The 24,563-nt window shown below is 39.8% G+C and carries 19 protein-coding genes; 13 read left to right on the plus strand and 6 right to left on the minus strand.

Translation table 11 applies throughout. From position 1 onward, the window contains the following. The first annotated feature begins 2 nt into the window (after positions 1 to 2). The 12 genes from QF042_RS21765 to QF042_RS21820 all read left to right on the plus strand — a co-directional run bounded on the left by QF042_RS21765 (position 3) and on the right by QF042_RS21820 (position 11,498). Positions 3 to 1,226 (plus strand): hypothetical protein, encoded by a 1,224-nt coding sequence (locus QF042_RS21765; RefSeq protein WP_307532200.1) that lies wholly within the window; start codon positions 3 to 5, stop codon positions 1,224 to 1,226. 1 nt (position 1,227) lies between these two features. Next, positions 1,228 to 1,956, plus strand: coding sequence for a hypothetical protein (locus tag QF042_RS21770; protein ID WP_307532201.1), 729 nt, complete (start codon positions 1,228 to 1,230; stop codon positions 1,954 to 1,956). A gap of 10 nt (positions 1,957 to 1,966) precedes the next feature. Next, complete coding sequence (locus QF042_RS21775; RefSeq protein ID WP_307532202.1) at positions 1,967 to 3,256, plus strand: hypothetical protein; 1,290 nt, start codon at positions 1,967 to 1,969, stop codon at positions 3,254 to 3,256. Beyond that, positions 3,253 to 4,410, plus strand: coding sequence for a glycosyltransferase family 4 protein (locus QF042_RS21780; protein ID WP_307532204.1), 1,158 nt, complete (start codon positions 3,253 to 3,255; stop codon positions 4,408 to 4,410). The genes QF042_RS21775 and QF042_RS21780 overlap by 4 nt, the downstream gene beginning before the upstream one ends. Next, positions 4,397 to 5,062: a class I SAM-dependent methyltransferase gene (locus tag QF042_RS21785; RefSeq protein ID WP_307532205.1), complete on the plus strand. Its 666-nt coding sequence runs from the start codon at positions 4,397 to 4,399 to the stop codon at positions 5,060 to 5,062. Before QF042_RS21780 ends, QF042_RS21785 begins: the two co-directional genes overlap by 14 nt. Beyond that, positions 5,062 to 6,027 carry a glycosyltransferase family 2 protein gene (locus tag QF042_RS21790; RefSeq protein WP_307532206.1) on the plus strand — a complete coding sequence of 322 codons (966 nt, stop codon included), beginning with the start codon at positions 5,062 to 5,064 and terminating at the stop codon, positions 6,025 to 6,027. Before QF042_RS21785 ends, QF042_RS21790 begins: the two co-directional genes overlap by 1 nt. A 9-nt stretch (positions 6,028 to 6,036) precedes the next feature. Further along, positions 6,037 to 7,431 carry a hypothetical protein gene (locus tag QF042_RS21795; RefSeq protein ID WP_307532207.1) on the plus strand — a complete coding sequence of 465 codons (1,395 nt, stop codon included), beginning with the start codon at positions 6,037 to 6,039 and terminating at the stop codon, positions 7,429 to 7,431. Then, on the plus strand, positions 7,432 to 8,679 hold the full coding sequence (locus QF042_RS21800; RefSeq protein WP_307532208.1) for an XrtY-associated glycosyltransferase XYAG1: 1,248 nt from the start codon (positions 7,432 to 7,434) through the stop codon (positions 8,677 to 8,679). It begins immediately after the preceding gene. Then, a complete protein-coding gene (locus QF042_RS21805; protein WP_307532209.1) occupies positions 8,663 to 9,511 on the plus strand; it encodes a glycosyltransferase family 2 protein in 849 nt (282 codons plus the stop codon). The genes QF042_RS21800 and QF042_RS21805 overlap by 17 nt, the downstream gene beginning before the upstream one ends. Before the next feature lie 61 nt (positions 9,512 to 9,572). Next, a complete protein-coding gene (gene xrtY / locus QF042_RS21810; protein WP_307532210.1) occupies positions 9,573 to 10,193 on the plus strand; it encodes an exosortase Y in 621 nt (206 codons plus the stop codon). A gap of 7 nt (positions 10,194 to 10,200) precedes the next feature. After that, on the plus strand, positions 10,201 to 10,752 hold the full coding sequence (locus tag QF042_RS21815; RefSeq protein WP_307532211.1) for a WcaF family extracellular polysaccharide biosynthesis acetyltransferase: 552 nt from the start codon (positions 10,201 to 10,203) through the stop codon (positions 10,750 to 10,752). Positions 10,753 to 10,754: 2 nt separating this feature from the next. Next, positions 10,755 to 11,498: a polysaccharide deacetylase family protein gene (locus tag QF042_RS21820; RefSeq protein ID WP_307532212.1), complete on the plus strand. Its 744-nt coding sequence runs from the start codon at positions 10,755 to 10,757 to the stop codon at positions 11,496 to 11,498. On the opposite strand, the gene QF042_RS21825 is transcribed toward QF042_RS21820, so the two are convergent. The 6 genes from QF042_RS21825 to QF042_RS21850 form a co-directional block, all read right to left on the minus strand. Further along, entirely contained in the window at positions 11,488 to 12,117 is a 630-nt protein-coding gene (locus QF042_RS21825) for a trans-aconitate 2-methyltransferase (RefSeq protein ID WP_307532213.1), read from the minus strand. The genes QF042_RS21820 and QF042_RS21825 overlap by 11 nt on opposite strands. Positions 12,118 to 12,476: 359 nt before the next feature. Then, the gene (locus QF042_RS21830) at positions 12,477 to 14,009 is read right to left on the minus strand and encodes a glycoside hydrolase family 32 protein (RefSeq protein WP_307532214.1); all 1,533 of its coding nucleotides are present in this window, start codon (positions 14,007 to 14,009) and stop codon (positions 12,477 to 12,479) included. Between the two features lie 340 nt (positions 14,010 to 14,349). Then, positions 14,350 to 16,068: a RagB/SusD family nutrient uptake outer membrane protein gene (locus QF042_RS21835; protein WP_307532215.1), complete on the minus strand. Its 1,719-nt coding sequence runs from the start codon at positions 16,066 to 16,068 to the stop codon at positions 14,350 to 14,352. 17 nt (positions 16,069 to 16,085) lie between these two features. Continuing rightward, a complete protein-coding gene (locus tag QF042_RS21840) occupies positions 16,086 to 19,166 on the minus strand; it encodes a TonB-dependent receptor (protein WP_307532216.1) in 3,081 nt (1,026 codons plus the stop codon). A gap of 31 nt (positions 19,167 to 19,197) precedes the next feature. Further along, positions 19,198 to 20,088, minus strand: coding sequence for a carbohydrate kinase (locus tag QF042_RS21845; RefSeq protein WP_307532217.1), 891 nt, complete (start codon positions 20,086 to 20,088; stop codon positions 19,198 to 19,200). Positions 20,089 to 20,106: 18 nt separating this feature from the next. Beyond that, a complete protein-coding gene (locus QF042_RS21850) occupies positions 20,107 to 21,438 on the minus strand; it encodes a sugar porter family MFS transporter (RefSeq protein WP_307532218.1) in 1,332 nt (443 codons plus the stop codon). A gap of 335 nt (positions 21,439 to 21,773) precedes the next feature. Between QF042_RS21850 and QF042_RS21855 the strand changes: the two genes are divergently transcribed. Beyond that, complete coding sequence (locus QF042_RS21855) at positions 21,774 to 24,545, plus strand: substrate-binding domain-containing protein (protein ID WP_307532219.1); 2,772 nt, start codon at positions 21,774 to 21,776, stop codon at positions 24,543 to 24,545. The last annotated feature ends 18 nt before the right edge of the window (positions 24,546 to 24,563 follow it).

Below are 24,563 nucleotides of genomic sequence, written 5' to 3' on the forward strand. Positions count from 1 at the left end.
TTATGCTTAGTAAAAAAAGCAAAATTACTACTATTTGCCTGATTACGCCAGGTCACATTTCCACAGATCCACGGTTAATGAAAGAAGTTAATGCCTTATTGGAATCAGGGTTTAAAGTGCACGTAATATTCACACAGTATATGGATTATCTTCTAAAAGATGACGATCTGTTACTGTCGAAATATCCACAGTTAACATATGATGCTTTAAGATGGGTAAAGAAAAACAATAAGTACAGAATTTCGCATGGAATTGTTCAAAAATTTTTTAAAGGAGTCGCCAAAGTATTCACAAACAAAACTACCATTCATAAATTTATACTTAACAGACATTATCTATGGCAGTACAAAAAAGCCGTGGAAGCAAAAGCAGATTTATATATTGCACACAATTCTGGGGCACTAGCAATAGCCGCTGATGCTGCAAAAAAAAACGATGTGCCTTTCGGTTTTGATGCAGAAGATTTTCATAGGGGAGAAAATCTTCTAATAACTGAACGAAAAAGCTTAATTTACATAGAGGATCATTACTTGCCTATGGCTAACCATCTAACAGCCGCAAGTGAATTAATCGCAGAGGCATACGAAAAAATATATCATAAGAAATTTACCACTGTACTCAATGTATTTCCTAAACAAGAACTAAGCATTAAAGCTGCCATAGGTAGCAGGCCGCTCGAACTTTTTTGGTTCTCTCAAACAATTGGAAACAATAGAGGGATAGAAAACATTATTAACGCATTAAATGATTTACAAGGTGATTTCAAACTTCATCTTCTAGGCGACGTAAGCTATGAATACAAAAACCATATTAATGCACTTATCAAATTTGATCCAAGATACCTGGTATGGCATAAACCCGTAAACCAAGATAACCTTTTCAAAATTTGTAAAAGATATGACATTGGTCTAGCTACCGAAACTGGCTTTTGCATTAATAATAATATCGCATTAAGCAACAAGATTTTCACATATATTCAGTGTGGCTTAGCTGTAATAGCCAGTGATACATTAGCTCAAACTAAATTATACATGTCTTACCCAGATATGGGAGACCTATATCAGAATGATAATATCCGTTCCTTAACCAAAATTATACACGATTATCAACTTTTTCCCGAACGCTTAATTAAAGCGAAACAATATTGTTCGCTTTTGGGTAACACACACTTTAATTGGGAGATCGAAAAAATAAAATTTATTAATGCTTTAAATAATATCATTTAATATGACTGAAGCAGAGGATACTGTCGTTGTTATGGTGTCGATCGGAAATCGGGAACATTTGAGTTCGTATACATTCAAAAGGCTTAGTGTGTGGGCAGCAAAACATGGTTATAGCAGCATATTGTTAAAGAAACCTCATAATCCTTTAAATAGGGCTCCACATTTTAACAAGCTACAGGTACACAAAATATTACCATACTTTAAAAGATACATTATTGTTGATGATGACATCTTAATCAGTAAAAATGCACCCGCCATGGAAGACGTCCCTGCAGGTTTTATTGGTGCTTGCATGGATGCAGAGCAGCGGCATACTAGGGCAGTACATGTAAAATGGACTGCGAACACTGGTTTTCTTGTTTTTGACCAACAAGCTTTACACTTGCTAGACTTAGCCTACGAACGAGGTATATATCCTTATGGAGCCGAAGATGACAGCGATAAAAAGATATGGGGACCTTTTGATCAAGGAATTTTAAATGACGTATTATTTACCCACAATAAGATATTTAAACTGGATTTTAGATGGAACTATCAACCCATATTAGAATATTTCATCCAGGGAAAAGGTTGGGATAAATGGCAAAGTGATAGATTTTTTAGACTTGGATATTACATTAGTTTACTTTCTCCGTTCGCAAATAAGAATAAAAGGAATATCAAAAATGCGTACGGTTTGCACCTTATCCGTGGCCCTTACCCTGCTTTTTTTTCAAGAATCTTTAAATAATTAAAGAACAATGCAAAATAAAAAAGCATTAATCATTTCACCCTATTTTGCCCCTTCTAATGCTGCAGATATGCAGCGAATAAGGATGAGTTTACCTTTTTATAAAGATTTAGGCTGGGATGTAGAAATTGTGGCCGTAAAAGAACAGTATACAGATGCTGTTTTCGATTACTTATTAAATAAATCCATTCCGGATTATATTAAGATACACCACATAAGTGCGCTGCCACAAAATTTGACGAAAAAATTCGGTTTGGGTAGTATCGCATTAAGATCCTTATGGTTTTACAAGCAGTATGTAGACCGTTTATTAAAAAAAGAGCATTTCGATCTAATTTATTTTTCTACCACACAGTTTCCTGTATGCGTATTAGGTCCGTATTGGAAGAAAAAATTTGGAATCCCTTATGTAATCGATATACAAGACCCCTGGTTTACCAATTATTACGAGGATAAACCCAAACATAAACGGCCAAAAAAATATTGGTTTTCTTATAGACTGGACAAATATTTAGAACCAATAGCCATGAAATCAGTAAATGGTTTGGTGTCAGTTTCTGATGCTTACATTGAAGATCTGGTTTTAAGATACCCTCATTTAAAAACCATTCCATCTGATACGATTACTTTTGGTGGCTTTAAAAAAGATCTGGAAATTGCAGAAAATAATAAAGAAACGCTAAAACTTGCCTTTAATAACGATCCGAAATACAAACACATCGTATATGTTGGCAGAGGAGGCTTCGATATGCAAAGAGCAGTTATGCTTTTATTAAAAGGATTTAAAATAGGTTTAAAAAAGAACGCAGCCAATTTTAAAAATTTAAGATTTCATTTCATTGGGACAAGTTATGCCCCCCTGGGTAGTGGGCAAAAAACATTGCAGATCGTTGCAGAAAAGTTAGGCCTAGGTAGCTATGTTACAGAACAAACCGACCGTATCTCTTTTTACGAAAGCATCTATAATTTGCAGACTGCAGATGCATTATTTATCCCAGGGCATATAAAACCGGCTTACACGGCTTCCAAAATTTACCCGTATATTATGACTGAAAAACCTATTTTGGCTATATTTAATCTTGAAAGTAGTGCATCTCAATCTATAATTGATTGCAAGGCTGGATATGTTGCAGATATATTAAATTTTAAATCAGCTATGGATACCATTTATATTTTCTTAAATGCTGTAGCAGAAAGCAAAATGCCCAAACCTGAAACTAATTGGAAAGAATTTAAACAATATAGAGCAAAAGCAACAACTGAAAGACAATGCAATCTTTTTGATCTAGCTATTAAATGAGTAAAAGATTAGCAATTGTAATATCCCACCCAATTCAATATTACAGTCCCTTATTTCAAAGATTATCAAAAAAATGTAATCTAAAAGTTTTTTACACTTTAGGTAAATCTGATAATCACTATGATGTCGATTTTCAAAAAGAAATTAAATGGGATATTCCGCTTTTAGAAAGCTATGAATATAGTTTTTTAGAAAACCAAGCGAAAAAACCTGGCTATAACCACTTTTTGGGGATTGTAAATTCAAATCTGATCAGCGAGATCCAGGCCTTTAATCCCAATGTTATATTATTTTTCGGTTGGTCTTATTATAGTCACCTCAAGGCAATCAGGCATTTTAAAAATAAAATTCCTATTTGGTTTAGAGGGGATTCGAACTTAATTGATGATCAGCACTTATTAAAAAAAACACTAAGAAAAATACTGTTGAGATGGGTATATAATGCTGTTGACAAAGCATTTTATGTTGGTAAAGCAAATAAAGCTTATTTTAAAGAAAATGGTTTAAAAGAAAATCAACTTGCTTTTGCTCCCCATTCAATTGATAATGAAAGATTTAAAACTGATCATTATGCAGCGGCCTTCGCATTAAGAACAAAGTTTGGATTAGGTAACAATGATATTCTTATTCTTTTTGCTGGTAAATTTGAGGCAAAGAAAAATCCAACCTTATTAATGAAGGCTTTTTTGGAGATCGATAATCCAACAATCCATTTAGCTTTCGTGGGGAATGGTAAACTCGAATACGAATTAAAAGCCGATAGCAAAAACAGCCGAAGCTCAAATAGAATACATTTTCTTGATTTTCAAAACCAGACTACAATGCCTAGCATTTATCAGGCATGCGATTTATTTTGTCTGCCCTCACAGGGGCCTAGTGAAACTTGGGGATTAGCTGTAAATGAGGCGATGGCTGCAGGGAAAGCTGTACTGGTTTCAAATAAAGTTGGCTCTTATCAAGATTTGGTAAAAGAAGGTTATAATGGTTATGTTTTCCAATCACAAAGCCTTAACAGTCTTAAGGAAAAATTAATACTTTTAAGCAATTTACCAAAATTGCGAAATTTTGGACAAAATTCCTCAGAAATTATTGCATCTTGGAGTTTTGAAGACCAAGCTGAAAAACTCATCAAACATCTTTATGAAAGTATCTGATAAAATATACAATAACAGCGGCAATCTTGGCATTATCAGGTTGATCAAAAAGTTACCTAGCAAAATATTAGATGTAGGATGTGGCGCTGGGAATAATGCCAGCTTATTAAAAGAACTGGGCAACACAATAGATGGCATTACAATTTCGAACGATGAAATGAAGTTAGCGGCTAAATTTTGTGGAAATATTTACAATTTTAACCTAGAAAATGGACTTCCAGATGAAGTATACAAGAACCAATATAACTATATAATATGTTCGCATATATTAGAGCATATCGCATTTCCTGAAAAACTGTTGGTAGATATTTATAATCTAGCATCAAAAAATAAGGCGACAATTCTTATTGCTTTACCAAACATTATGTATTTCAAAACAAGGTTTAATCTTCTTTTAGGAAAATTCGAATATACTCATGATGGCATTATGGACTATACGCACTTGCGATGGTATACAAAGAAATCGGCCGCCCATATGTTTGAAAAATACAACTTTAATGTTAAGTCTTCATCTGTAAATGGCTTGCCTCCACTTTACAGTATATTAGGGAAACTAGGGAAGAAACCCCTTAAAATAATTAATCAGTTTCTTTTTTTCATTGCACCTACTTTATTTGGATCAGAACTTCTTTTTGAATTAGAATGCAATTAATGCCAAAAATTTCTATTGTACTTCCGGTTTATAATGGTTTAAAATATTTGGATAGTGCTATTTATTCAATTTTAAACCAAACAGAGCAAAACTATGAAGTGCTTATCTGTGATGACGCTTCTACTGACGGAAGCCTAAGCTATTTGAAACAGTTAGAAAACCTAAACCACAATGTTAGGATTTTATATAATGATAAAAATTTAGGGCTTTTTAAAACACTTAACAAACTAATTAAAGCTTGCCAATCACCATTGATACATTTGTGGGCACAAGATGATATCATGATGCCAAACTGTCTCGAAGAATGCCTTAATTTTCACAATCTTTATCCGAATATAACAATGAGTTATCACGGAGTAGAGTATATTGATGAAAATGGATTGGTTAACCCTTCGGAAAAAATTGATGGTACCCCGTCCATAATTGATACAAAATTGTATGCTATATTATCTTCAAAATGGGGCTGTATACCAGGCAATATTTCTAATATAACCATAAATACTTCGTCAATTATTGCAGTTGGACTATTTGATGATCAGATGACTTTGAGTGCCGATTTCGATTTATGGACTAAGTTGGCAGCTGTAGGAGATATTGGAAGAATTCCTTATAAACTTACCTATCTTCGTTTACATGCAGCACAACTAAGTAGAAATTACAAAAGTATTGCGTTAAGAATTGAAGAAGATACGCTAATACAAAAAAGAATTATCGGATTACTTGCGGAGAATAAAGATGATTTTAACATAGCTAAACGCTTTTGGCGCTGGAAAACCCAGCCAACCTATTTTAATGATCTATTGTATTTAATTTCAGTAAAAGAATACGATGAAGGTAAAAAACTAGCAGCGTTATTATATTCAGAAACAAATATCATCGGTCTATTTTTTAGATGGTCAATTGTAAGAACACTAAGATTCTTGAAATTAGATATTAAATTTTATCTGAATATTCTAGATAGATAAATAAATAAAATGGAACGATTTAAAGATATAGGCAAGATAGGGGCAATACTAATGTTCTTACTCCTTATTTATTCTATTACAAGTTACAACCCTTTAGCTACAACTTGTGCCGTTTTACTCCCTTTTTTCTTATTAAAACTGTTATGGAAAAGAGATGAAAGTTCATTTTTGTTTCTTGCTTTTTGCCTGCAGTGGTTATCAGTTACAATTAAAGTTTTCTATGCAAATTTCCAAAGTTTAAATATAACAGAGGTATTCGATAATTATAAGGAAATTGAAAAAACCTATTACGTTAGTTTAATTGGAATATTGTCAGTTGCATTAGGCATTCATTTAATTATTAAAAGGTATTCAATGGAGAAAGACGACTATGCAGTAATAGCACTGAGATACGACTCCAGAAAATTGGTTCCATTGTATATTATTGTTATCTTTTTGTACCCTCTGATCCTTAGTTATTCTTATTCTATGGGAGGGCTTCAGCAACCCATTACGAAACTTGCAGATTTTAAATGGATGATTTTCTTCATCTTTATGATGAGTACTTTCTTCACCAAACAGTATAAACTCTTCTTTTTAATTACGGGCCTAGAGATTATATTAAGTCTAACTGGTTTTTTTTCAAGCTTTAAAGATTACTTTTTAGTCTTATTTGGAGGTTTGGCCATTGTATATTCAAAAAACTTAAGCTTTAAACAAATACTTCCTCTAGCAGCACTGGGCATCATGTTTGTATATATGTTGATTATCTGGCAATATGTTAAGCCAGAATACCGAAGCTATCTAAATGGTGGTACGATATCTCAAAGTTCGATGAGAACAAGTACTGAATCGCTTACGAAGCTTAATGAATTGGTTCGTAATGTTAATGACGAAAACATTAACGCTGGCTTAAAGCAAACTGTTGAACGGCTATCTTACATCGATTTCTTTTCTGCGACTGTAGATTATGTACCTAGAGTAGTTCCTCATACACATGGACGTTTATGGGGGGATGCCATAGGACGGGTACTCCAACCCCGACTCTTCTTTCCAAATAAACAAATTATTGATGATTCTGAAACAACCAGAAAGTATTCCGGTATGCAAGTTGCTGGAGCCGAATCCGCCACATCGATCAGCCTAGGCTATATGACGGAAAACTATATTGATTTTGGGATACCCGGCATGTTTATCAGTTTATTTGGTTATGGCTTATTGATCGGTTTGGTTTATAAATACGTCATGACCAGCAGTCCAGATAAATTGATTGGAACGGCAATGATTATACCCTTATTTATTTTAATTTATCTTTTCGAATCTGCACTAAATAAACTGATCGGTGGCTTGCTGATGTACCTCCTCATATATGAACTTATCCGTCGTTTCGCACTTAAAACATTTTTAAAACAGATTAAAATATAAGTGAAAATCATTCACATTTCTGCCTCTTATAAACCTGCCTACATCTATGGCGGGCCTATACAGAGCGTTGCGAAACTGTGCGAAGCGATAGCAGCGCCAAGCGACAAGCGTGAGGCGGAAAGCGGAGTTGACTTACAGGTTTTAACAACTACAGCAAACGGAGCATCTGAATTAGATGTAAGCATAATTAAACCTATTTTGGTTCATGGTGTAAAAGTTAGCTATTTTAAACGCTGGACTAAAGACCATAGTCATTTTTCTCCTGGGTTATTGTGGGGATTGAGAAAAGAGATCCTTCGTTGCACTCAGGATGACAAGAATACTAAAATACCCAAACTCCAAACTCCAAACTCCAAACTCATTATCCACATTCACGCCTGGTGGAACCTCGTTTCGGTTTTAAGCTGTTTGGTGGCAAAGTGCTATGGGGTGCAGGTGGTGCTATCACCAAGGGGTATGCTTACGGCTTATTCGCAGCATAACCGAAGTTCATTTTCTAAAAAGACTCTGCACAAGCTGATCGGAAAAAAGCTTTTGCAATATTGCCATATCCACGCCACCAGTGAGCAGGAGAAGCGCGATATCCTTGAGATTATTACGCCAAGAAGCATTACGGTAATCCCGAATTTGGTCAATTTAACTTCAGAAGTCCCAAGTACCAGGTATACAGTATCAAGTGGAAATAACCTTGAACCATCAAGTTTCAAACTCATTTTTCTTTCGCGTATAGAAGAAAAGAAAGGGTTGGAGCTGTTGTTCGATGCCATATCCTTACTCGATATAGATTGGCAGCTGACTATTGCAGGTTCAGGCAAAAAAGAATATATAGATAGCTTACAGGTAAAGGCGCAAAGCCTAAAACTAGATCATCGCATCAATTGGATTGGACAGGTTTCAGATCAGGACAAATATGGGTTGATGGCCAAACACGATTTATTGGTACTGACTTCCTTTAACGAAAACTTTGCCAACGTGGTGATCGAAAGCCTAAGTGTTGGAACACCTGTTTTGGTTTCTGATCAGGTTGGTTTATCTGATTATGTTAGTGAAAAGCAATTGGGCTGGATCAGTCATTTGGACATCCAGGATATTAAAGCACAACTGTCAAATGCTTTTTCTAACCATGAAAAAAGACAAAAGATCCAACAATTGGCACCGGAGATAATCAGAAAAGATTTTGGTGGCCGGCTTTTAGTTAATAGGTATCTGGAGATGTATAAAGGACTGAGTAATGAACAGGGAGTTTAGCTTTATCATTTTGACCTTTAACGAGGAGATCCATCTGCCGCGACTACTGGAATCTATTAAAGATCTGCATGCCGAAGTTTTTATTCTAGATAGTGGCAGCACAGATAACACCTTGAAAATTGCCGCTGATTATGGTGCAACAGTAAAAAGCAATGCTTTTGTAAACCATCCCAAACAGTGGGATTTTGCCTTAAATAACTTTGAAGTTAAAACACCCTGGTCCATCGGACTGGATGCAGACCAGGTGGTTACACCCGAGCTCTTTGAAATGCTGCAGCAATTTAGGGATGAAGATTATGCCAGTATAAACGGAATCTATTTTAACCGGAAGAACTATTTTCAGGGGAGTTGGATCCGCTATGGGGGCTACTACCCTATTTACCTGTTGAAAATGTTCAGAACAGGAATTGGCTATTCAGATCTTAACGAGAATATGGATCACCGTTTTATTGTTCCCGGAAAAACCATGATCTGGAAGAAGGGCCATATACTGGAAGAAAATTTAAAAGAAAACGATATTGATTTCTGGTTTAAAAAGCACGAAAAATATAGCGATCTGATTGCCCAGGAAGAAATTGAAAGGATGCAAAAGCTACGGATCCAAACATTAAAGCCAAGTATCTGGGGCAATCCAGATGAAAAAAAAGCCTCGCTAAAAAGGTTTTGGTGGAAATTGCCATTGGGGTTGCGCCCATATTTGTATTATGGCTACCGCATGGTATTTCAATTCGGTATCCTGGACAATAAAACCGCCAGAAAATTTCATTATATACAGGGACTCTGGTTCAGAAAACTAGTTGATAAAAAGATAACCAGGCTGCGAAATCCTTAGTTGTTTTGGTTAGTTATGTATAAAAAGAAAACTGGTACCTTTATAGCATCCAAATAAATATATGAACGAAGCCCTGAACAAACAAGCCAAGAGACAGGCGGATAAAAAAGCAATCAAATTCGTGATCGCGCTTTTTGTACTCTATATCCTATTTAGTCAGGGAAATTTGTTTATGAACAGCGTAATGACGCCTGGTGCCAGGTTTCACAATGCCTATATCGCCGATCACTTTAATTATATACAGGGCCTTAAAACTGCACTCATTGTACCGGCGGTGTGGATTATCAAAGCGTTTGGCTTTTATGCCATTTACAATGAATCGGATGTGATGGTTGTGGCAGGTCCATACCTCCGCGTTAATTATTCTTGTTTGGGCCTTGGTGTAATGAGTTTTCTGGCGGCCTTTGTGCTTGCCTTCCCAGCACCGTGGAAATCGACCTTTAAGATGCTGGCTATTGGGATTTTAACCATCTATATTTTAAATATTTGTCGGATTGCTGGTTTAGGTGTTTTACTTGGCTTTTTTGAATCGCAACGACAAAACTTTACCTACCACCACGAAATCTTCAATATTATTGTTTACATCTGCATTTTCGCGCTTTTGTATTTCTGGATCAAGCAAAATACTAGGACAACCGGTAAAATAAAAACAGAAGAGAACGATCAACCAAAAGTAGATTGATATTCCAATGAATAAAACTCAGCTCCATAAAAACTTTAATACCGGCGATTTTAAGATCGGCACATCACTATTGAAACAGTTTTTATGGTACTTTACCGATGTATTCTTTTTTAAAAGCAGGCTTATGCCAAGCAGTTCAGTCCTTGTATTCTTATTGAGATTATACGGAGCGAAGATCGGAAAAGAAGTACGTATTAAACCTGGTATTCATATCAAATATCCATGGAAGCTTATTATAGGTGATTACAGCTGGCTTGCCGATTGTTATATTGAAAATTTAGATCTCGTGCACATTGGTGCAAACTGCTGCATCTCGCAGAACGCCACGCTAATGACGGGAAATCATAATTATGCCAAAACCAGTTTTGATCTGATTACTAAACCAATTTTAATCGAAGATGGCGTATGGATCTGTGCCGAAGCCAAAGTTGCTCCCGGCCTTCATTTATTCAGTCATGCGGTACTTTCCATGGGTAGTGTTGCAACCAACGATCTTGAAGCATATTCCATCTATCAAGGCAACCCTGCCATAAAAACAAGAAAAAGGGAAATCCGCTAGTCTTGAACATTCCAATTATTATGCTCCACCATATCAATAATCTTCCCGGCCCAGGCCTGGAAAATTGGAGCATCAGCGAAGAAAAGTTCATTCTTTTACTCAACACCATTGAAAAGCATGGGTTTACTACCACTACATTTAAACTGTTACAAGCGCATAATTATCAAAGGCGGGCAAAGGCAATCATCCTGAGTTTTGATGATTGCCCGGGTGCACTTTTTGAATTCGCTATTCCTGAACTGCTGAAACGAAATATGAAAGCTGTATTTTCTATCCCCACTGCACAGATCGGAGGATTTAACCAATGGGATGTAGCTGAACAAGGGTTCGCAAGCGTAACACTAATGAATGCAGAACAATTACAATATCTTTCCAGTCTGGGTATGGAAATTGCGAGCCACGGCCAACAACATTTGAGGGCAAACAAGATTAGTGAACAGCAATTCGTTGAAGAAATTACAGCATCAAAAAAAACGCTAGAAAAGCTACTGAATCAAAAAATTCAAACATTGGCCTATCCCTATGGCGAGGTTCCCAAAAACTACAAAAAACTGGTCAGCCAGGCAGGCTACACTTTTGGACTTTCAATCTATCAATGGAGATCGAATCAGTTCGCGCTGCGTAGGATAGGTATTCACGCATCCGATACGGAAAGCTCCCTATCTTTTAAACTGAGTAGATCCTATCAGTTTATGCGTACATTTTTCGATCCAATTCTCTGGATAAAAAAGGCCATCAGGGTCTAAATATTGCCACTTTCCATTTTTGATCGTTTTCATTGAGGATCTCTTGAAAGGAGATAAAATTGAAGTGCTTTTTAAGTACCTCCCAGATCACATCATGACCTAAAAAATCGCACATGGAAATAATGAAATACCCACCCTTATTTAAGTTCTGCTTTATACATTTCTGAATGGTATTTAACGGCCTGTTGAAATAATACAAGGTTTCGTTAAAGATAATGGCATCGAATTTCACATTCAGGGTGTCATACTCAAAATCAAGTTGCAGAAAACTTGCCCCAGGAAACGAGACCTTTGCATTCGCTACCGCATTGGAAGAAATATCGATCCCAAGGTAATTCAATGGTTTTATTTCAGATTTAAGGTAATTATAAAGTACTCCCTGGCCACAGCCTACATCCAGAATCTTACCCAAGCCATGCTTTTTAAACAGATCCGCTATCGCAAGATAATGACCTTTTTCGGCTTCAGTGTAAAGATAATCCCAGTCGTTTCCACAAAACTGTTTTTCCCATATCCTTTTAGATACCCTATTACCGAAGCCAAACTTAGATAACACGAGCGTGTAAAGCAAGCGTCTGAATTTATTTTTGATCTTATCGAAAAGGACCTCCATGTTCATAATCGGGATTGATAGACGAATAATTCTCTGGAAGGTTAGTTCTTCAAGAATCATAAATATTAGTGAACAAATATAATTTTCCTAATGGAGGGATCAAGAATAAAAAAACATTTTTATTTATTTTTGTATTATTAATAATACTAAATTTACTTTAAAACAATAATTAAACACATTGGTAGGGATATACCCGGTTTCAAGTTTCTGGCTGATACCACTTGTTTCTCTTTTTCACCTCTCTTTATTTATTTGCGTAAAAAAGAAAAGAGGCTGGATCAAAAATGACAGCCTCTTTTTTATTGGTTGATCAACCGGGAAGAATAGGATAAATAATTTGAACAGATAGGAGAATGGGAACCTATCTACTTTTTATGCCTGTTATCTACCGGTTTTTTCAGATCAATCTTCCAAACCGAAACAGCACTCAATTTAACACCCGAAGAAGTACGGATCTTCAATGTATCCCAGTAACTATTTGGAAAAAAAATATCGGTCATCGCCGTTAGTCCATTATCCGAAAATAGCTCTACCGAGGTTTCATCGAGAATCAAACTAAGCTTTAGATTTTTGGATTTTGAAATCCGTGGAGCAACGTGTTTTTTAGCAAATCCCTTTTCGAAAGATGCATCACCAGCGCTCCTCCTGTCGATAAAATAACTGTCATTCTTTTCATCATAGCCAATGATGAGCTGCTCTTTATCGCGGTTTTCCAGCACAATATCTACCTTTGCTAATTTGGCAAGGCTTAGTTCAAGTTTGAATTTTCCATTGAGGGGCTTAATATAAGAAGAGAGATTTAGCTCCTTGCCTGTAGAAACGTTAGTACTGTTGTATACAGATTTCAACAGTGGAGCGATTTCTTTTACAGGAACTGAACGAAGGTAATAGTCGTTCCCAACATTTTCAAGCGATAATTCTCTTGGGATTGTCATAGCGCCACGCCAGGCCTTGGTAGGCACCTGGTTGGCATATTGCCAGTTGTTCATCCATCCAAGGAAGATCTTCCGGTCACCGGTATTAGACCAGGTAACCCCTGCATAATCATCAGTACCATAATCTACCCATTTCTGTTTTATAGAATTTGGCGTGAATTTATTCCCGTCAAAACTTCCGGTAAAGTACTGCGTCGCAGAACCTCCGTTAGGACCTCCCGGATTGATGCTGACCAACAGCACCCATACTGTTTTACCATTGCTTTTAAGTGGAAATAGATCCGGGCATTCCCACACGCCACCGTGCGCGCCCAAGTTGGCTCCAAATTCGCTCTCGCGTTTCCAGGTTTTTAGATTCGGGGAAGAGTAGAAAGTGATCCTATCTTTTGTAGCCAGGGTCATGATCCATTTTTTTCCCTGTTCGAACCACATCACCTTTGGATCCCTGAAATCGGTAATCCCGGGATTCGGCAACACCGGATTTCCTTTATACTTCGCCCAGTGCGCCCCCTCATCTATACTATAGGCAATACTCTGATACTGGTGCAAGCCGGTTTTGGCCTCCTCAATCTTTTGGTTATGGTGGGTAAATATGGCAACCATGGCATTCTTTCCAAATCCTGCGGTATTGTTTTTATCGATTACGGTACTTCCGGAGAAAATCATCCCAAGACTATCGGGATAAAGTGCGATTGGCTTTTCCTCCCAGTTGAATAAATCGCGGGTTGTAGCATGTCCCCAGTGCATAGGTCCCCATGTTGTTCCTCCTGGGTGATACTGGAAGAAAAGATGATAAACCCCATTGTAATAGACCATGCCGTTGGGATCGTTCATCCAATGTGCCTTTGGCGAAAAATGGAAAGCCGGCCTGTATTTTTCACCTTTGGTAGATTGGGCATTGGTGCCAATAGAAAACAGACTGTAAAGTAAAAAGATCGCTGGTCTTATAAATTTGTTTTTCATAATTTATTATTTAAGTTTTAGCAAATGAAGCTGTATCAAAAAGCATTTTCTTGATTGATTAACAAAATAAATTCCGGAAAGTCGTCATGCTCAGCTTGACTGGGCATAATGTCATTAAGTTAAGTACCATTGTTGTCAGTCTGAGCTTGTCGAAGACCTTTTAAGTAATCGAAAACAAAAAAACATTTGTCCTTCGACAGGCTCAGGATGACAATGTTTTTTGTTTTCTCCTTAACCTTAAGGACATTGGATTCCCACCTGCGTGGGAATGACGAAAATCCCAAATTTAATTCTTTAACAATTCTTAAATTTATCTTTTGATACAGCCTCTTTTAAAATGCTACCATCCGTTGTTTTGTTTATATACCCCGCTACTAAAGTTAATCTGATTTAATGGGATCGGGAAATATTCATCCCTTCCTGCCGTAAACCTGGCATCTGCGAGATGGACAACCCTTGATTTTTCGACCGTAAAATAAGCGTTCATAGTCTGCGCGGCAATCCCCCACCTCACCAAATCAAAAAAGTGATAGCCCTCTGCTGCAAATTCAAGTCTCCTTTCAAACCTCAACGCCTGCCTTGCAAAATCGGGGGTCCAGTCGCAGTTTACCCCAGGCTGATAAGTCTGCGCGTTATAGTTTGAGGTGGGATTACCCGCAGCAGTTTTCAACAGGTTTCGGCTTAAGTTGGCGCGGTTTCTAACCTGGTTGATCAATGGAACCGCCTCTAATGGCCGTCCAAGCTCTATGAGCGCTTCCGCTTTCCAGAGCAGGACATCAGCATAACGGATGATCTCCCAGTTTTTGGAACTTCCGATGAAGGGTGGAACTTTCTGAAAAGAAGGATCATCGGGAAGCACAGCCTCTTTCATACTGGCAAATGCATCATATATAGCTGGTGCCCTTGACCAGGAACGCTGGAAAAGAAAGGTTGATTTGTATTTAAAGGGCGCTCCTGGCCTGGCTACCGTGTGGTCAAGGCGCGGATCAAATGAACTGCTTTGAAAATCTAAGGAAGCGGCAACATCATTATTGTTGTAAGTCAAGAAAAGCGGCAAGCCATTGGCTCCTGTTTTAAAGGCATTTATCAGATCGTGGCTGGGCACATTGAAACCACAGCATCCATATTCCTGATTCATCGGATAGTTGAGTGCATGCCCATAATCCAGTCTTCCCTTTGGCGTACCATCATCTTTTGAATACTGGATGGCGAAAACAGATTCAGGGCTGTTATCAGAAGCAGCTAAAAAGTTGTTGGCAAAATCGGCACTCAGGCTGAATTTACCTGATGCGATGATCTCATCACATAAAGTGTTTACTTCATTTAGTTTAGCAGCATCAATACCGCTTACCGCGTTATTTTCGCTTTGGGTATAGGCCTGGTACAACAGCACTTTGGCCAGATAAGCTTTCGCAGCATTTCTGTTTACCCTGCCCTTATCGGCCTGATCTACTGGCAGCGCCGTTGCGGCCGCCCTGAAATCATCTGCAATCTTTGTCCAAAGCGCATCGTTACTCAACGCCCTGTTGGAAATTGTAGGATAGTCTGCCTTTGGCGTATTCTGATCGATGAAGGGTACGTATTTGAAAAGGATTTTGAGCAGAAAATAAAAGTGGCCCCTTAAATACCGAAGTTCGCCCTGACGCTGAACCTTATTGGGGTAATCAGTAGCAGACATGGCATCGATCCTTCTCAGCGCATCATTTGCCCGACCGACACCAACATACAGCCTGAACCACACCTGATCAATAAGTGCATTATCAGGCCTGTTAAGTGAAAATGTCTCAAAAAGATGGAATTCTGAAAGATCCCCGGGACCATCACCTCCCTTATAGGTATCTCCTCCGCGGACACTCCCATACGGCCACATGCTGGAATACGGTGAGGTGTAGTGATCATTTCCAAGCGCTGAATAAGCCGCAATTACCATTTTATCAATATTCTCCGGAGTGTTCAAATCATCTCCTGAAACCACACCCTGTGCTGGTTCATCAAGGGCTTTTTCGCATGAGAAGAAAAGCGTAGCAAAGAATGCCAGTGTATATATTAACTTTTTCATTTTTTTTATATCTGATTTTACAATGTGATATTAAGTCCAATGGTTCCAACAACAGGCACAGGAAATCCATAATTAGGAATTTCCGGATCGGTACCGGTAAAGGATTTGCTCTTGATGGTAAACAGGTTACTGCCTTGTACGAATATCCTGAAGTTTTGTATTTTCATGTTCAATGCCTTTTTCAGGTTATAACCGATCTGCAGGTTGCGAAGCTTGAGGTAAGATCCGTTCTCTATGAAATAGGTCGAGAACCTGCCCTCGTTATTGCGGTCAACAAGTGTGAGCGCCGGAATAGTCGAGCCGGGATTCGAAGGACTCCAGGCCTCAAGTGTCCTGCTGCCCCAGTTCGTACCTGTCCAAAGCGAAGAAAAATCGGTATAGGTCTTAAAATCATTCACCACATCCACATGAATGGCCTGAAGGAAAAAACTCATATCGAAGTTTTTGTAGCTGAGTGAAACATTCAGCCCATAGGTGAACTTAGGGCTATTGTCGCCTATAAAGTCGCGGTCCAGATCGTTAATCACCCCATCGTTGTTTAGATCCTTATATTTAATCCTGCCTAAACCCTTTCCCGGTTGGCTGGCATAGGCATCCACTTCGGCCTGGGAGGTAAAGAGGCCGTCGGCAACATATCCAAAATAGGAATTTATGGGCCTTCCGAGTACGTTTTTGTCGGTACCATTACCAGGATAGGAAGCCAGTACATCTTTAGGCAGATAGGTTACCTTGTTTCTGTAGAGCGAAAAGTTACCCGTCAGGCTGAAGCTAAAATCCTCGCCAATCCTATCTTCATAGGTAAGAATCGCATCAAGCCCCTTGTTCTGGAGCGAAGCGCCGTTGCTATAGCTGTTCCCACCGTCTCCAAGTACAGCCAGGTAAGCCGGACTGATTAAAATATCTGAGGTTTTCTTAATAAAATAATCAACAGATCCTGTAAGTTTATTGTTCCATAAGCCAAAGTCAAGACCAAAATTCGATTCTCTCAGCGATTCCCATTTCAGGTTGTCGTTCCCCTGTTGAATAAGGGCAAAACCAGATGGCAGCTGGCCTGTACCGGCACCGGTAATATCGTAGGCTGTACCTTTGTCAAAGTCCCATGTTGGATCCGTACCATAAATAGACGAATATAGGGAGCGGGTAGCGTTATTGGGAATTTCCTGATTTCCGGAGCGGCCCCATCCATATCTTAGTTTTAGATCAGAAAATAGCCCCAGATCCTTGATAAACTTTTCTTCACTCATCCTCCAGCCCAGGGAGAAAGCAGGGAAAGTACCATACCGGTTTTCTTTACCAAAACGCGATGAGCCATCTCTCCTCAAGGTTACAGAGGCAATATAACGGTCGTTGTAGCTGTAGTTGACCTTTCCGAAATAAGACAACAGCCTGTTTCCAGCCCCACTTCCTCCGTTGAGGGTATTGGTGGCACCTGCGTTAAGGTAGGCATAATCAATATTTTCTATTGCGAGACCTTGTCTGCTTGCCGAAAACTCCTGGCTGATGTTCTTGATGTATTCCTGACCGGCGAGTATTTCCAGGTTATGTTTATCCCTGGTGAGCTTATAATTAAGGGTATTCTGCCAGATGATGTTGCCCTGGTAAGTCTGTGAATTGCTTACCTGGTTTGCAGGATCGGCCAAGAAACCAGAAACATATGATTTCTTTAACAGGCGCTGATAGCTACCGTTATAGTCTACACCGAAATTTGTCCTGAAGTTCAGCCCTGGAATGATTTGGTAATCTGCGTAGGCATTTCCAAAAAACCTGTAGAAATTATAGGTATTCTGTTTATTGTCCTCTATGAGTCTAACCGGGTTCTGTCTGTCTGTCATTCCTGCTGCAGGACCTCCCCAGCCTCCGTTTACGGTATATACCGGAACAACGGGTTGTTGTACGAGCGAGGCGAAAAGGATATCGCTTGCCGGGATCTGGGCATTCTTGATATAGCTTGCCGAAAAATTCTCGCCGATTTTCAGCTTGTTGTCGAGATAATTATAGTCAGAATTGAATCTCGCCGTATATTTCTGGCTTCTCGACTCCTTCACGATGCCTTTGTTATCATAATAACCTACTGAAAAAAGACTGTTGCCTTTTTCCCCGCCATTTGAAAGGGCTGCATCGTAGGATTGGATGATTGAATTCTGCGCAATCTCATCAAACCAGTACGTATCTGCCGCTTTCATAGTCTTTGCCGCATCGATATACTCCGGAAAGATTACGCGGTTAAGTACCGGGTTGTTAAAATTATTGTTCCAGTCATATTGATAGATCTGGTTATTATTGGGATTGGCCTTATCGTTTACGGCTGCCTGCCAATAGGCACGGCCTCGTTCCCCGGCATTTAGCGTTTTAAGTTTAGTGGCATAATTCTGAATAGATGTCGAGGCGTTGAAGTCGATCTTCGAGTACCCCTTCTTAGCCTTTTTTGTAGTGATGATGATTACACCATTTGCAGCACGTGAACCATAAATGGTTGCAGAAGATGCATCTTTTAGTACCTGAATGGATTCGATATCATTCTGGTTAAGCTGTTCAAGTCCGTTCTTAGTAGGTACGCCGTCGATTACGTACAGTGGATCATTATTGCCCAGGGTCCCAATACCACGGATCCTAACCGTGGCCTGGCCGCTTGGAGAACCATCTGTGGTAATAAGCACCCCAGGAACTCGTCCCTGCAGGGATTTTACGGCATTACCAGATGGGATGTCCCTGATCTTCGATACATCAACCACATTGACCGCTCCGGTGATATCTTTCTTGCGTTCTTTCTGATAACCCGTAACCACGACCTCGTTGAGGTTATTGATCGTGATGTCGAGCTTCACCTTTAGATTGGCTGATTCTGCGGTAATGGGAATAGTTAATGGTTCAGCTCCGATATAGATGAACCTGAGCGACTGACCTGCAGAAGCTTCAATTTTGAAACTGCCTTTAGCATCTGTAGTCACTGTTTTCTGGGTACCTACGATAACTACCGTTACAGCCTCCAGGGGAACGGATTCATTGTCGGTGACAACACCGCTGATTAGCCTGGTCTGGCCAAAAGCCAGGCCTGTTGCCATACAGGCAAAAAGCCAGGTAAGGAAAATTTTTCTCATAAAATTCAGATTTGGTTAGTATTATGTTTGGTTAAAATATTTGTTCAATAAACTTTTTGTATTCTTCAATCTCATATTCCGGACAGCCCCCCTTTTTAGTGGCTATAAAAGCCCCCATCCCGATCGCATTCTTTATGATGGTTTTTGGTGACAAGCCCAGTTGATGATTGGCAATAAAGGCTGCAAGAAAAGAGTCTCCACTCCCAATGGTATCTTTAACCTTCACCTCCGACCCCCAGGCATGGTAGGATTGATCCATCCGATAATAGGAAGCCCCAAATTCCCCTTTCGTTACGATCACTTCGGGAATACTGAAGCATTCCTGTATAAAACCGACCTGCTCCTTTTCATTGACGAAACTTCCCCCGAAAAGGATCTGAACCATCTGGAGCTCCGACTCGTTAAATTTGATGATATCTGCCCGCTCCATCAGGTCTGCCAACAGGCGCTTATTAAAAAAAGGAGGACGGAGGTTAATATCAAATACCTTTATCGCATCGCTTTCCAGGAAATTGAACAGCGTTTCTCTGGAAAGTGTATTTCTGGAGGCCAGGCTTCCGTATACAAAATATATGGATGATTGCAGTGCACTATCAATCATGGACTGGTGATCTATAAAATCCCATGCAACAGGAAACACGATTTCATAAGAAACCTCATTCCTGCTACCCACCCGGGCAATTACTTCGCTGGTCGGGTGAATCGTATCGCGTTGAAGGAGGCTTTTGTTAATTTGCCAGCCATCAAGCAGACGTTCCAGTTCCAATCCCTTTTCATCATTGCCAATCTTACTGATGATACTGGTGGGCAGTCCAAGCTTGTTTAAATGATAGGCGACATTTAATGGCGCACCGCCCGGCATAGCTCCATCAGGCAGCACATCCCATAATATTTCGCCAAAGCATATAGCAGGTGTAATCATGTTCTTGTCTTTATTTATTTAGTGCATTACAATTCCGGTTTCTATCTGCTCCAGCGACTTGCCTTTTGTCTCCGGCATCATTTTCCAAACGAATATCAACTGCAAGACCATCATCGCAGAGAAAAAGAAAAAGATGTTTGCCCCTCCAAATGATTCTGCCAAGTAGGGGAAGCAGAATGCAATCAGTGCTGCCATTACCCAATGGGTAGAACTGCCGAGTGTCTGCCCCTTTGCCCTGACCTGGTTGGGGAAGATCTCGGAAATGAATACCCAGATAACCGCTCCCTGAGAAAAAGCAAAGAAAGCAATGAAAAGCATGACATAAATCGGGATCTCGAAACCGCTGGATGAACCGCCCAGAAAAGCAAATGCAACAAGTGCAAGGGATATGATCAGGCCTATGGAACCGATCAGCATCAAGGTTTTTCGACCAACTTTATCGATGATATTAATAGCCAGTAGCGTAAAGATAAAATTGACCATTCCAATACCGACAGTGGATAAAAGCGAAGAATGTGCACCAAGCCCTGCCATCTCAAATATCCTTGGCGCATAGTAAATGATGGCATTTATTCCGGATACCTGGTTGAAGAAGGCAAACAGTACGGCCAGAATAACAGGTGTCTTGTACTTTCCTGAAAAAAGTCCGTCTGAAGATTTATCCTGCTGCATATCCTGACCAGACTTCTTGATAGCGGCAAGTTCTTCATTGCAGTTTAGTGGATTGATGATGCGAAGGATTTCCAATGCTTTATCGTAGGCACCACGTTTGAGTATAAGCCATCTTGGGCTTTCAGGAATAAAGTAGATTAGCACCAGGAATATTAGTGAAGGAAATGCCTGAACACCAAGCATCCATCTCCAGGATGCCTCGCCACCCTGGCTTAGCAAATAGTTTGACAGATAGGATATCAATATCCCCAGTACAACATTAAACTGGAAAAGCCCTACAAGCCGGCCCCTTCTATGTGCCGGGGATACCTCTGAAATATAAATAGGTGCCGTTACAGACGATATGCCCACGCCCAGGCCACCCAAAAAGCGGAATGCCAAAAAGATATACCAGTTATCCGCCAGAGCAGTACCAAGGGAAGAGAGTAAGTATGCAGCAGCCACGAAATAAAGTGTGTTTTTTCTTCCGAAATAATCAGATGGGCGGGATCCTATCAGAGAGCCGATCACCGTACCGATAAGTGCAATGGATATGGTAAGCCCATGCGCAAATGCGGAAAGGTTCCAAAACTGTTGAATGGATTTTTCAGCTCCTGATATCACGGCTGTATCGAATCCAAACAGAAAGCCGCCTAGGGCTACGACCATGGACCAGGCCAGGACGGAATGTTTTTTCATAAGGGTCTATTATTGGTTAAGGATTGCAAATTGGACAAAAACAGGAAGGAAGGACAACAAATTTGTTTCAAAAAAATACAATTTCAAACCAAATCACAATGCACTGATAAACAGATGTTTAACACAAAATAAATTTTAACTTTTTAGATGGGTTATGGTTTTTAGACATCATTATTAAGGTTTTGATACATCGGACAAAGTCCCGGTTGAATCAGCCGGTAGGCATCATTTTTTAAAGCTTTCAAATTTCATTACCTTTAGAATGTATTGTTATAAAAGGATACTAACCAGATATCACCGGGAATTCAATCTCTCCCATTATTTGAATGATTAACATGGCCGCGAAGTTTCACACTCTTTCCAGAATATTTAGCTTAATCATTCTTATTGCTATGCTCTGCGGTTGCGGTGAAAAGAAAAAAGAAACTGAATATGTAATTGGTTTTTCACAATGCGTGGGCTCAGATCTCTGGCGGAAGACGATGTTAGAGGAAATGAAAATGGAACTCTCTTTGCATCCGGGTGCCAGACTGGTTTATCGGGATGCGAACAACAGCAGCAGCAAACAGATCTCCCAGGTAGGCGAACTGTTAAAGATGAATGTTGATCTGCTGATCATTTCTCCTAATGAGGCGCGCCCGCTTACGCCAATAGTTGACCAGGCATATAGTAGTGGTATACCTGTGGTTGTTATCGACAGGAAAACGTCATCTTCAGCCTATACCGCTTATGTGGGTGCAGACAACTACCAGATTGGCAAAATGGCCGGGCAGTATGTTTCCGGTCTTCTTAAAGGAAAGGGAAATATTATGGAGATCATGGGACTTCCCGGTTCATCCCCTACTGTAGAAAGAGAGAGAGGATTCGCACAGGGACTCAGGAAAACCGGCAATATTAGAATTTCCCATCAGGTTTATGGAGACTGGCTGAAGTCGCACGCAACGCGTGAGCTTTTGAAAATGCGCGATGCACTGGATGCAACGGATTTAATTTTTGCACACAACGACCAGATGGCCGCTGCAGCCAGCGAAGTCATTAGCAAACTTGGAATAAAGCGTAAGATATCCATTGTTGGGGTTGACGCCTTGCCCGGCCAGGGCGGAGGGCTGCAGATGATCGATAGTAAGATTATAGATGCAAGCATGCTTTATCCTACCGGAGGCAGGGAGGCCATCTCCACAGCATTCCGCATTCTGGAAAAAGAATCCGTACTCAAAGAAAACATCCTGCAGTCTGTGGTCATTGATTCATCGAATGTGCAACTAATGAAGCTGCAGTGGAACAAATTCAGCAGTCAGCAGAGAGATATTGAGCGCCAGCAATCTCTTCTTTTTGAACAGCGTTCGCTCTTCCAGAACCAGCAAATTATATTGAATGTAACCATTGTCACCTTAGTGCTCTCTGTAGTTTTCGGGGGTTTAGCCTTCTTTTCCCTGCTGGAAAACAGAAAAATAAATAAAAACCTGGAGGCGAACAATCTGGAGATCCTGGATCAGCGAAACAAACTTATTGAGCTGTCTAAAAAGGCTCAAGAGGCTACCGAGGCCAAACTTAACTTTTTCACCAATATATCTCATGAATTCCGCACCCCGCTAACCCTGATCCTCTCGCCTCTGGAAGATTTGATTAATCATGAAAAAATCAATGCACTCGCAGGAAAAAACCTGAAACTAATTAATAAAAACGTTTTCCGGCTGTTGCGGCTGATCAACCAACTCATTGAGTACAGAAAGATTGAATACGGTAAGATGCGAATAAGATCGACACCGAACAATTTGATAGATTTCATTTCGGACATCATCGAAACCTTTCAGCTCGCTGCAAAAAAACAGAATATAGATCTGAGACTCTACACTAAAGAATCGGATATAACGGTTTGGTTTGATGTGAACATGCTCGACAAAGTTATGTTCAACCTGATCTCCAACGCACTGAAATTTACCCCTGTGAATGGAAAGGTCCACATTACCCTCACCATGGATAGTTCCCATGTGTACATCAAGGTCGAAGACAATGGTCCTGGAATGGACGAGGAAGAAACCCTCCACATATTTGAACATTTTTACCAGGCGGAATCTAACGCGAAAAAAGGATCCGGGCTGGGCCTCTCTCTTTCCAAAGAACTGATGACGCTTTTGCATGGCGAACTCAGCGTAGAAAGCCAGAAATGGCGCGGAACGATTTTTACTGTTTCGCTCCCTTTGGGTTCCGAACACCTCCGTGAGGAAGAGAAGCAGACTCAAGTGGAGAAAAGAGACGAACTTTACGAGAATGCAAAAATATATACGAGTGAACTGGAGTATATCCAGGCAGAAAAAAACAGTGGTGCTTTTCGCCAGATAAGGGAACAATCTATATTAGTTATCGAAGATAATGCGGATCTTCTATATTACCTGGGTGAAAAGCTCGGAGGTGAATACGAAGTATTTATTTCGAATACCGGCGAAAGCGGGATCAACTCCGCATACGAGCAGGTACCCGATCTGATTATCTGCGACGTGGTGCTGCCCGATCTTTCAGGAAAAAAGATCACAGAAAAGCTCAAGTCTGATATCCGTACTTCGCACATTCCCATTATCCTGCTCACTGCACAGGGAAGTGTGGAACAGCAAATCAATGGCTTCGAAAGTATGGCAGATGCCTATATCGTCAAACCCTTCAATTATGAATATTTACTTGCGACTGTGAGAAACCTGATGAAAAACAGGCTCTTGCTCAAATCCCATTACACAAGCGACATCAGCTCCGGAAACAGGCAACCTATTTCAAAGAGTCTGGACAAAAAATTTGTGAACGATTTTTCTGGCCTGGTGGAGCAGAACCTGGGCAATGAGAACTTCAGCGTCGATGAAATCAGCAAAGCATTGGGCGTTTCAAGGGTACAGCTGTATAGGAAAGTAAAAGCTTTACTCGATTGCAGCGTTACGGATTACATCATCAACAGAAGGCTGAAAAAAGCAAAATTTCTATTGATCAATGAGAGATATACAATTGCAGAAATTACTTATATGGTTGGATTCTCCTCACCAAATTATTTTTCTACCGTATTCAAATCAAAATATGGCATGAGGCCGAGTGAATTCAAGAGAAAGCAGGCTCCCCTTTAGCCGGAAGCTGCCACAAGC

Origin of the sequence: Pedobacter sp. W3I1, from assembly GCF_030816015.1 — a bacterium.
In the GTDB taxonomy this organism is placed as follows: domain Bacteria; phylum Bacteroidota; class Bacteroidia; order Sphingobacteriales; family Sphingobacteriaceae; genus Pedobacter.

Excerpts from the sequence above, each read along its gene's own strand:
- QF042_RS21765 (WP_307532200.1), top strand. The coding sequence starts at position 3 with ATGCTTAGTAAAAAAAGCAAAATTACTACTATTTGCCTGATTACGCCA.
- QF042_RS21770 (WP_307532201.1), top strand. The coding sequence starts at position 1,228 with ATGACTGAAGCAGAGGATACTGTCGTTGTTATGGTGTCGATCGGAAAT.
- QF042_RS21775 (WP_307532202.1), top strand. The coding sequence starts at position 1,967 with ATGCAAAATAAAAAAGCATTAATCATTTCACCCTATTTTGCCCCTTCT.
- QF042_RS21780 (WP_307532204.1), top strand. The coding sequence starts at position 3,253 with ATGAGTAAAAGATTAGCAATTGTAATATCCCACCCAATTCAATATTAC.
- QF042_RS21785 (WP_307532205.1), top strand. The coding sequence starts at position 4,397 with ATGAAAGTATCTGATAAAATATACAATAACAGCGGCAATCTTGGCATT.
- QF042_RS21790 (WP_307532206.1), top strand. The coding sequence starts at position 5,062 with ATGCCAAAAATTTCTATTGTACTTCCGGTTTATAATGGTTTAAAATAT.
- QF042_RS21795 (WP_307532207.1), top strand. The coding sequence starts at position 6,037 with ATGGAACGATTTAAAGATATAGGCAAGATAGGGGCAATACTAATGTTC.
- QF042_RS21805 (WP_307532209.1), top strand. The coding sequence starts at position 8,663 with ATGAACAGGGAGTTTAGCTTTATCATTTTGACCTTTAACGAGGAGATC.
- xrtY (WP_307532210.1), top strand. The coding sequence starts at position 9,573 with ATGAACGAAGCCCTGAACAAACAAGCCAAGAGACAGGCGGATAAAAAA.
- QF042_RS21815 (WP_307532211.1), top strand. The coding sequence starts at position 10,201 with ATGAATAAAACTCAGCTCCATAAAAACTTTAATACCGGCGATTTTAAG.
- QF042_RS21825 (WP_307532213.1), bottom strand. The coding sequence starts at position 12,117 with ATGAACATGGAGGTCCTTTTCGATAAGATCAAAAATAAATTCAGACGC.
- QF042_RS21830 (WP_307532214.1), bottom strand. The coding sequence starts at position 14,009 with ATGAAAAACAAATTTATAAGACCAGCGATCTTTTTACTTTACAGTCTG.
- QF042_RS21835 (WP_307532215.1), bottom strand. The coding sequence starts at position 16,068 with ATGAAAAAGTTAATATATACACTGGCATTCTTTGCTACGCTTTTCTTC.
- QF042_RS21840 (WP_307532216.1), bottom strand. The coding sequence starts at position 19,166 with ATGAGAAAAATTTTCCTTACCTGGCTTTTTGCCTGTATGGCAACAGGC.
- QF042_RS21845 (WP_307532217.1), bottom strand. The coding sequence starts at position 20,088 with ATGATTACACCTGCTATATGCTTTGGCGAAATATTATGGGATGTGCTG.
- QF042_RS21850 (WP_307532218.1), bottom strand. The coding sequence starts at position 21,438 with ATGAAAAAACATTCCGTCCTGGCCTGGTCCATGGTCGTAGCCCTAGGC.
- QF042_RS21855 (WP_307532219.1), top strand. The coding sequence starts at position 21,774 with ATGGCCGCGAAGTTTCACACTCTTTCCAGAATATTTAGCTTAATCATT.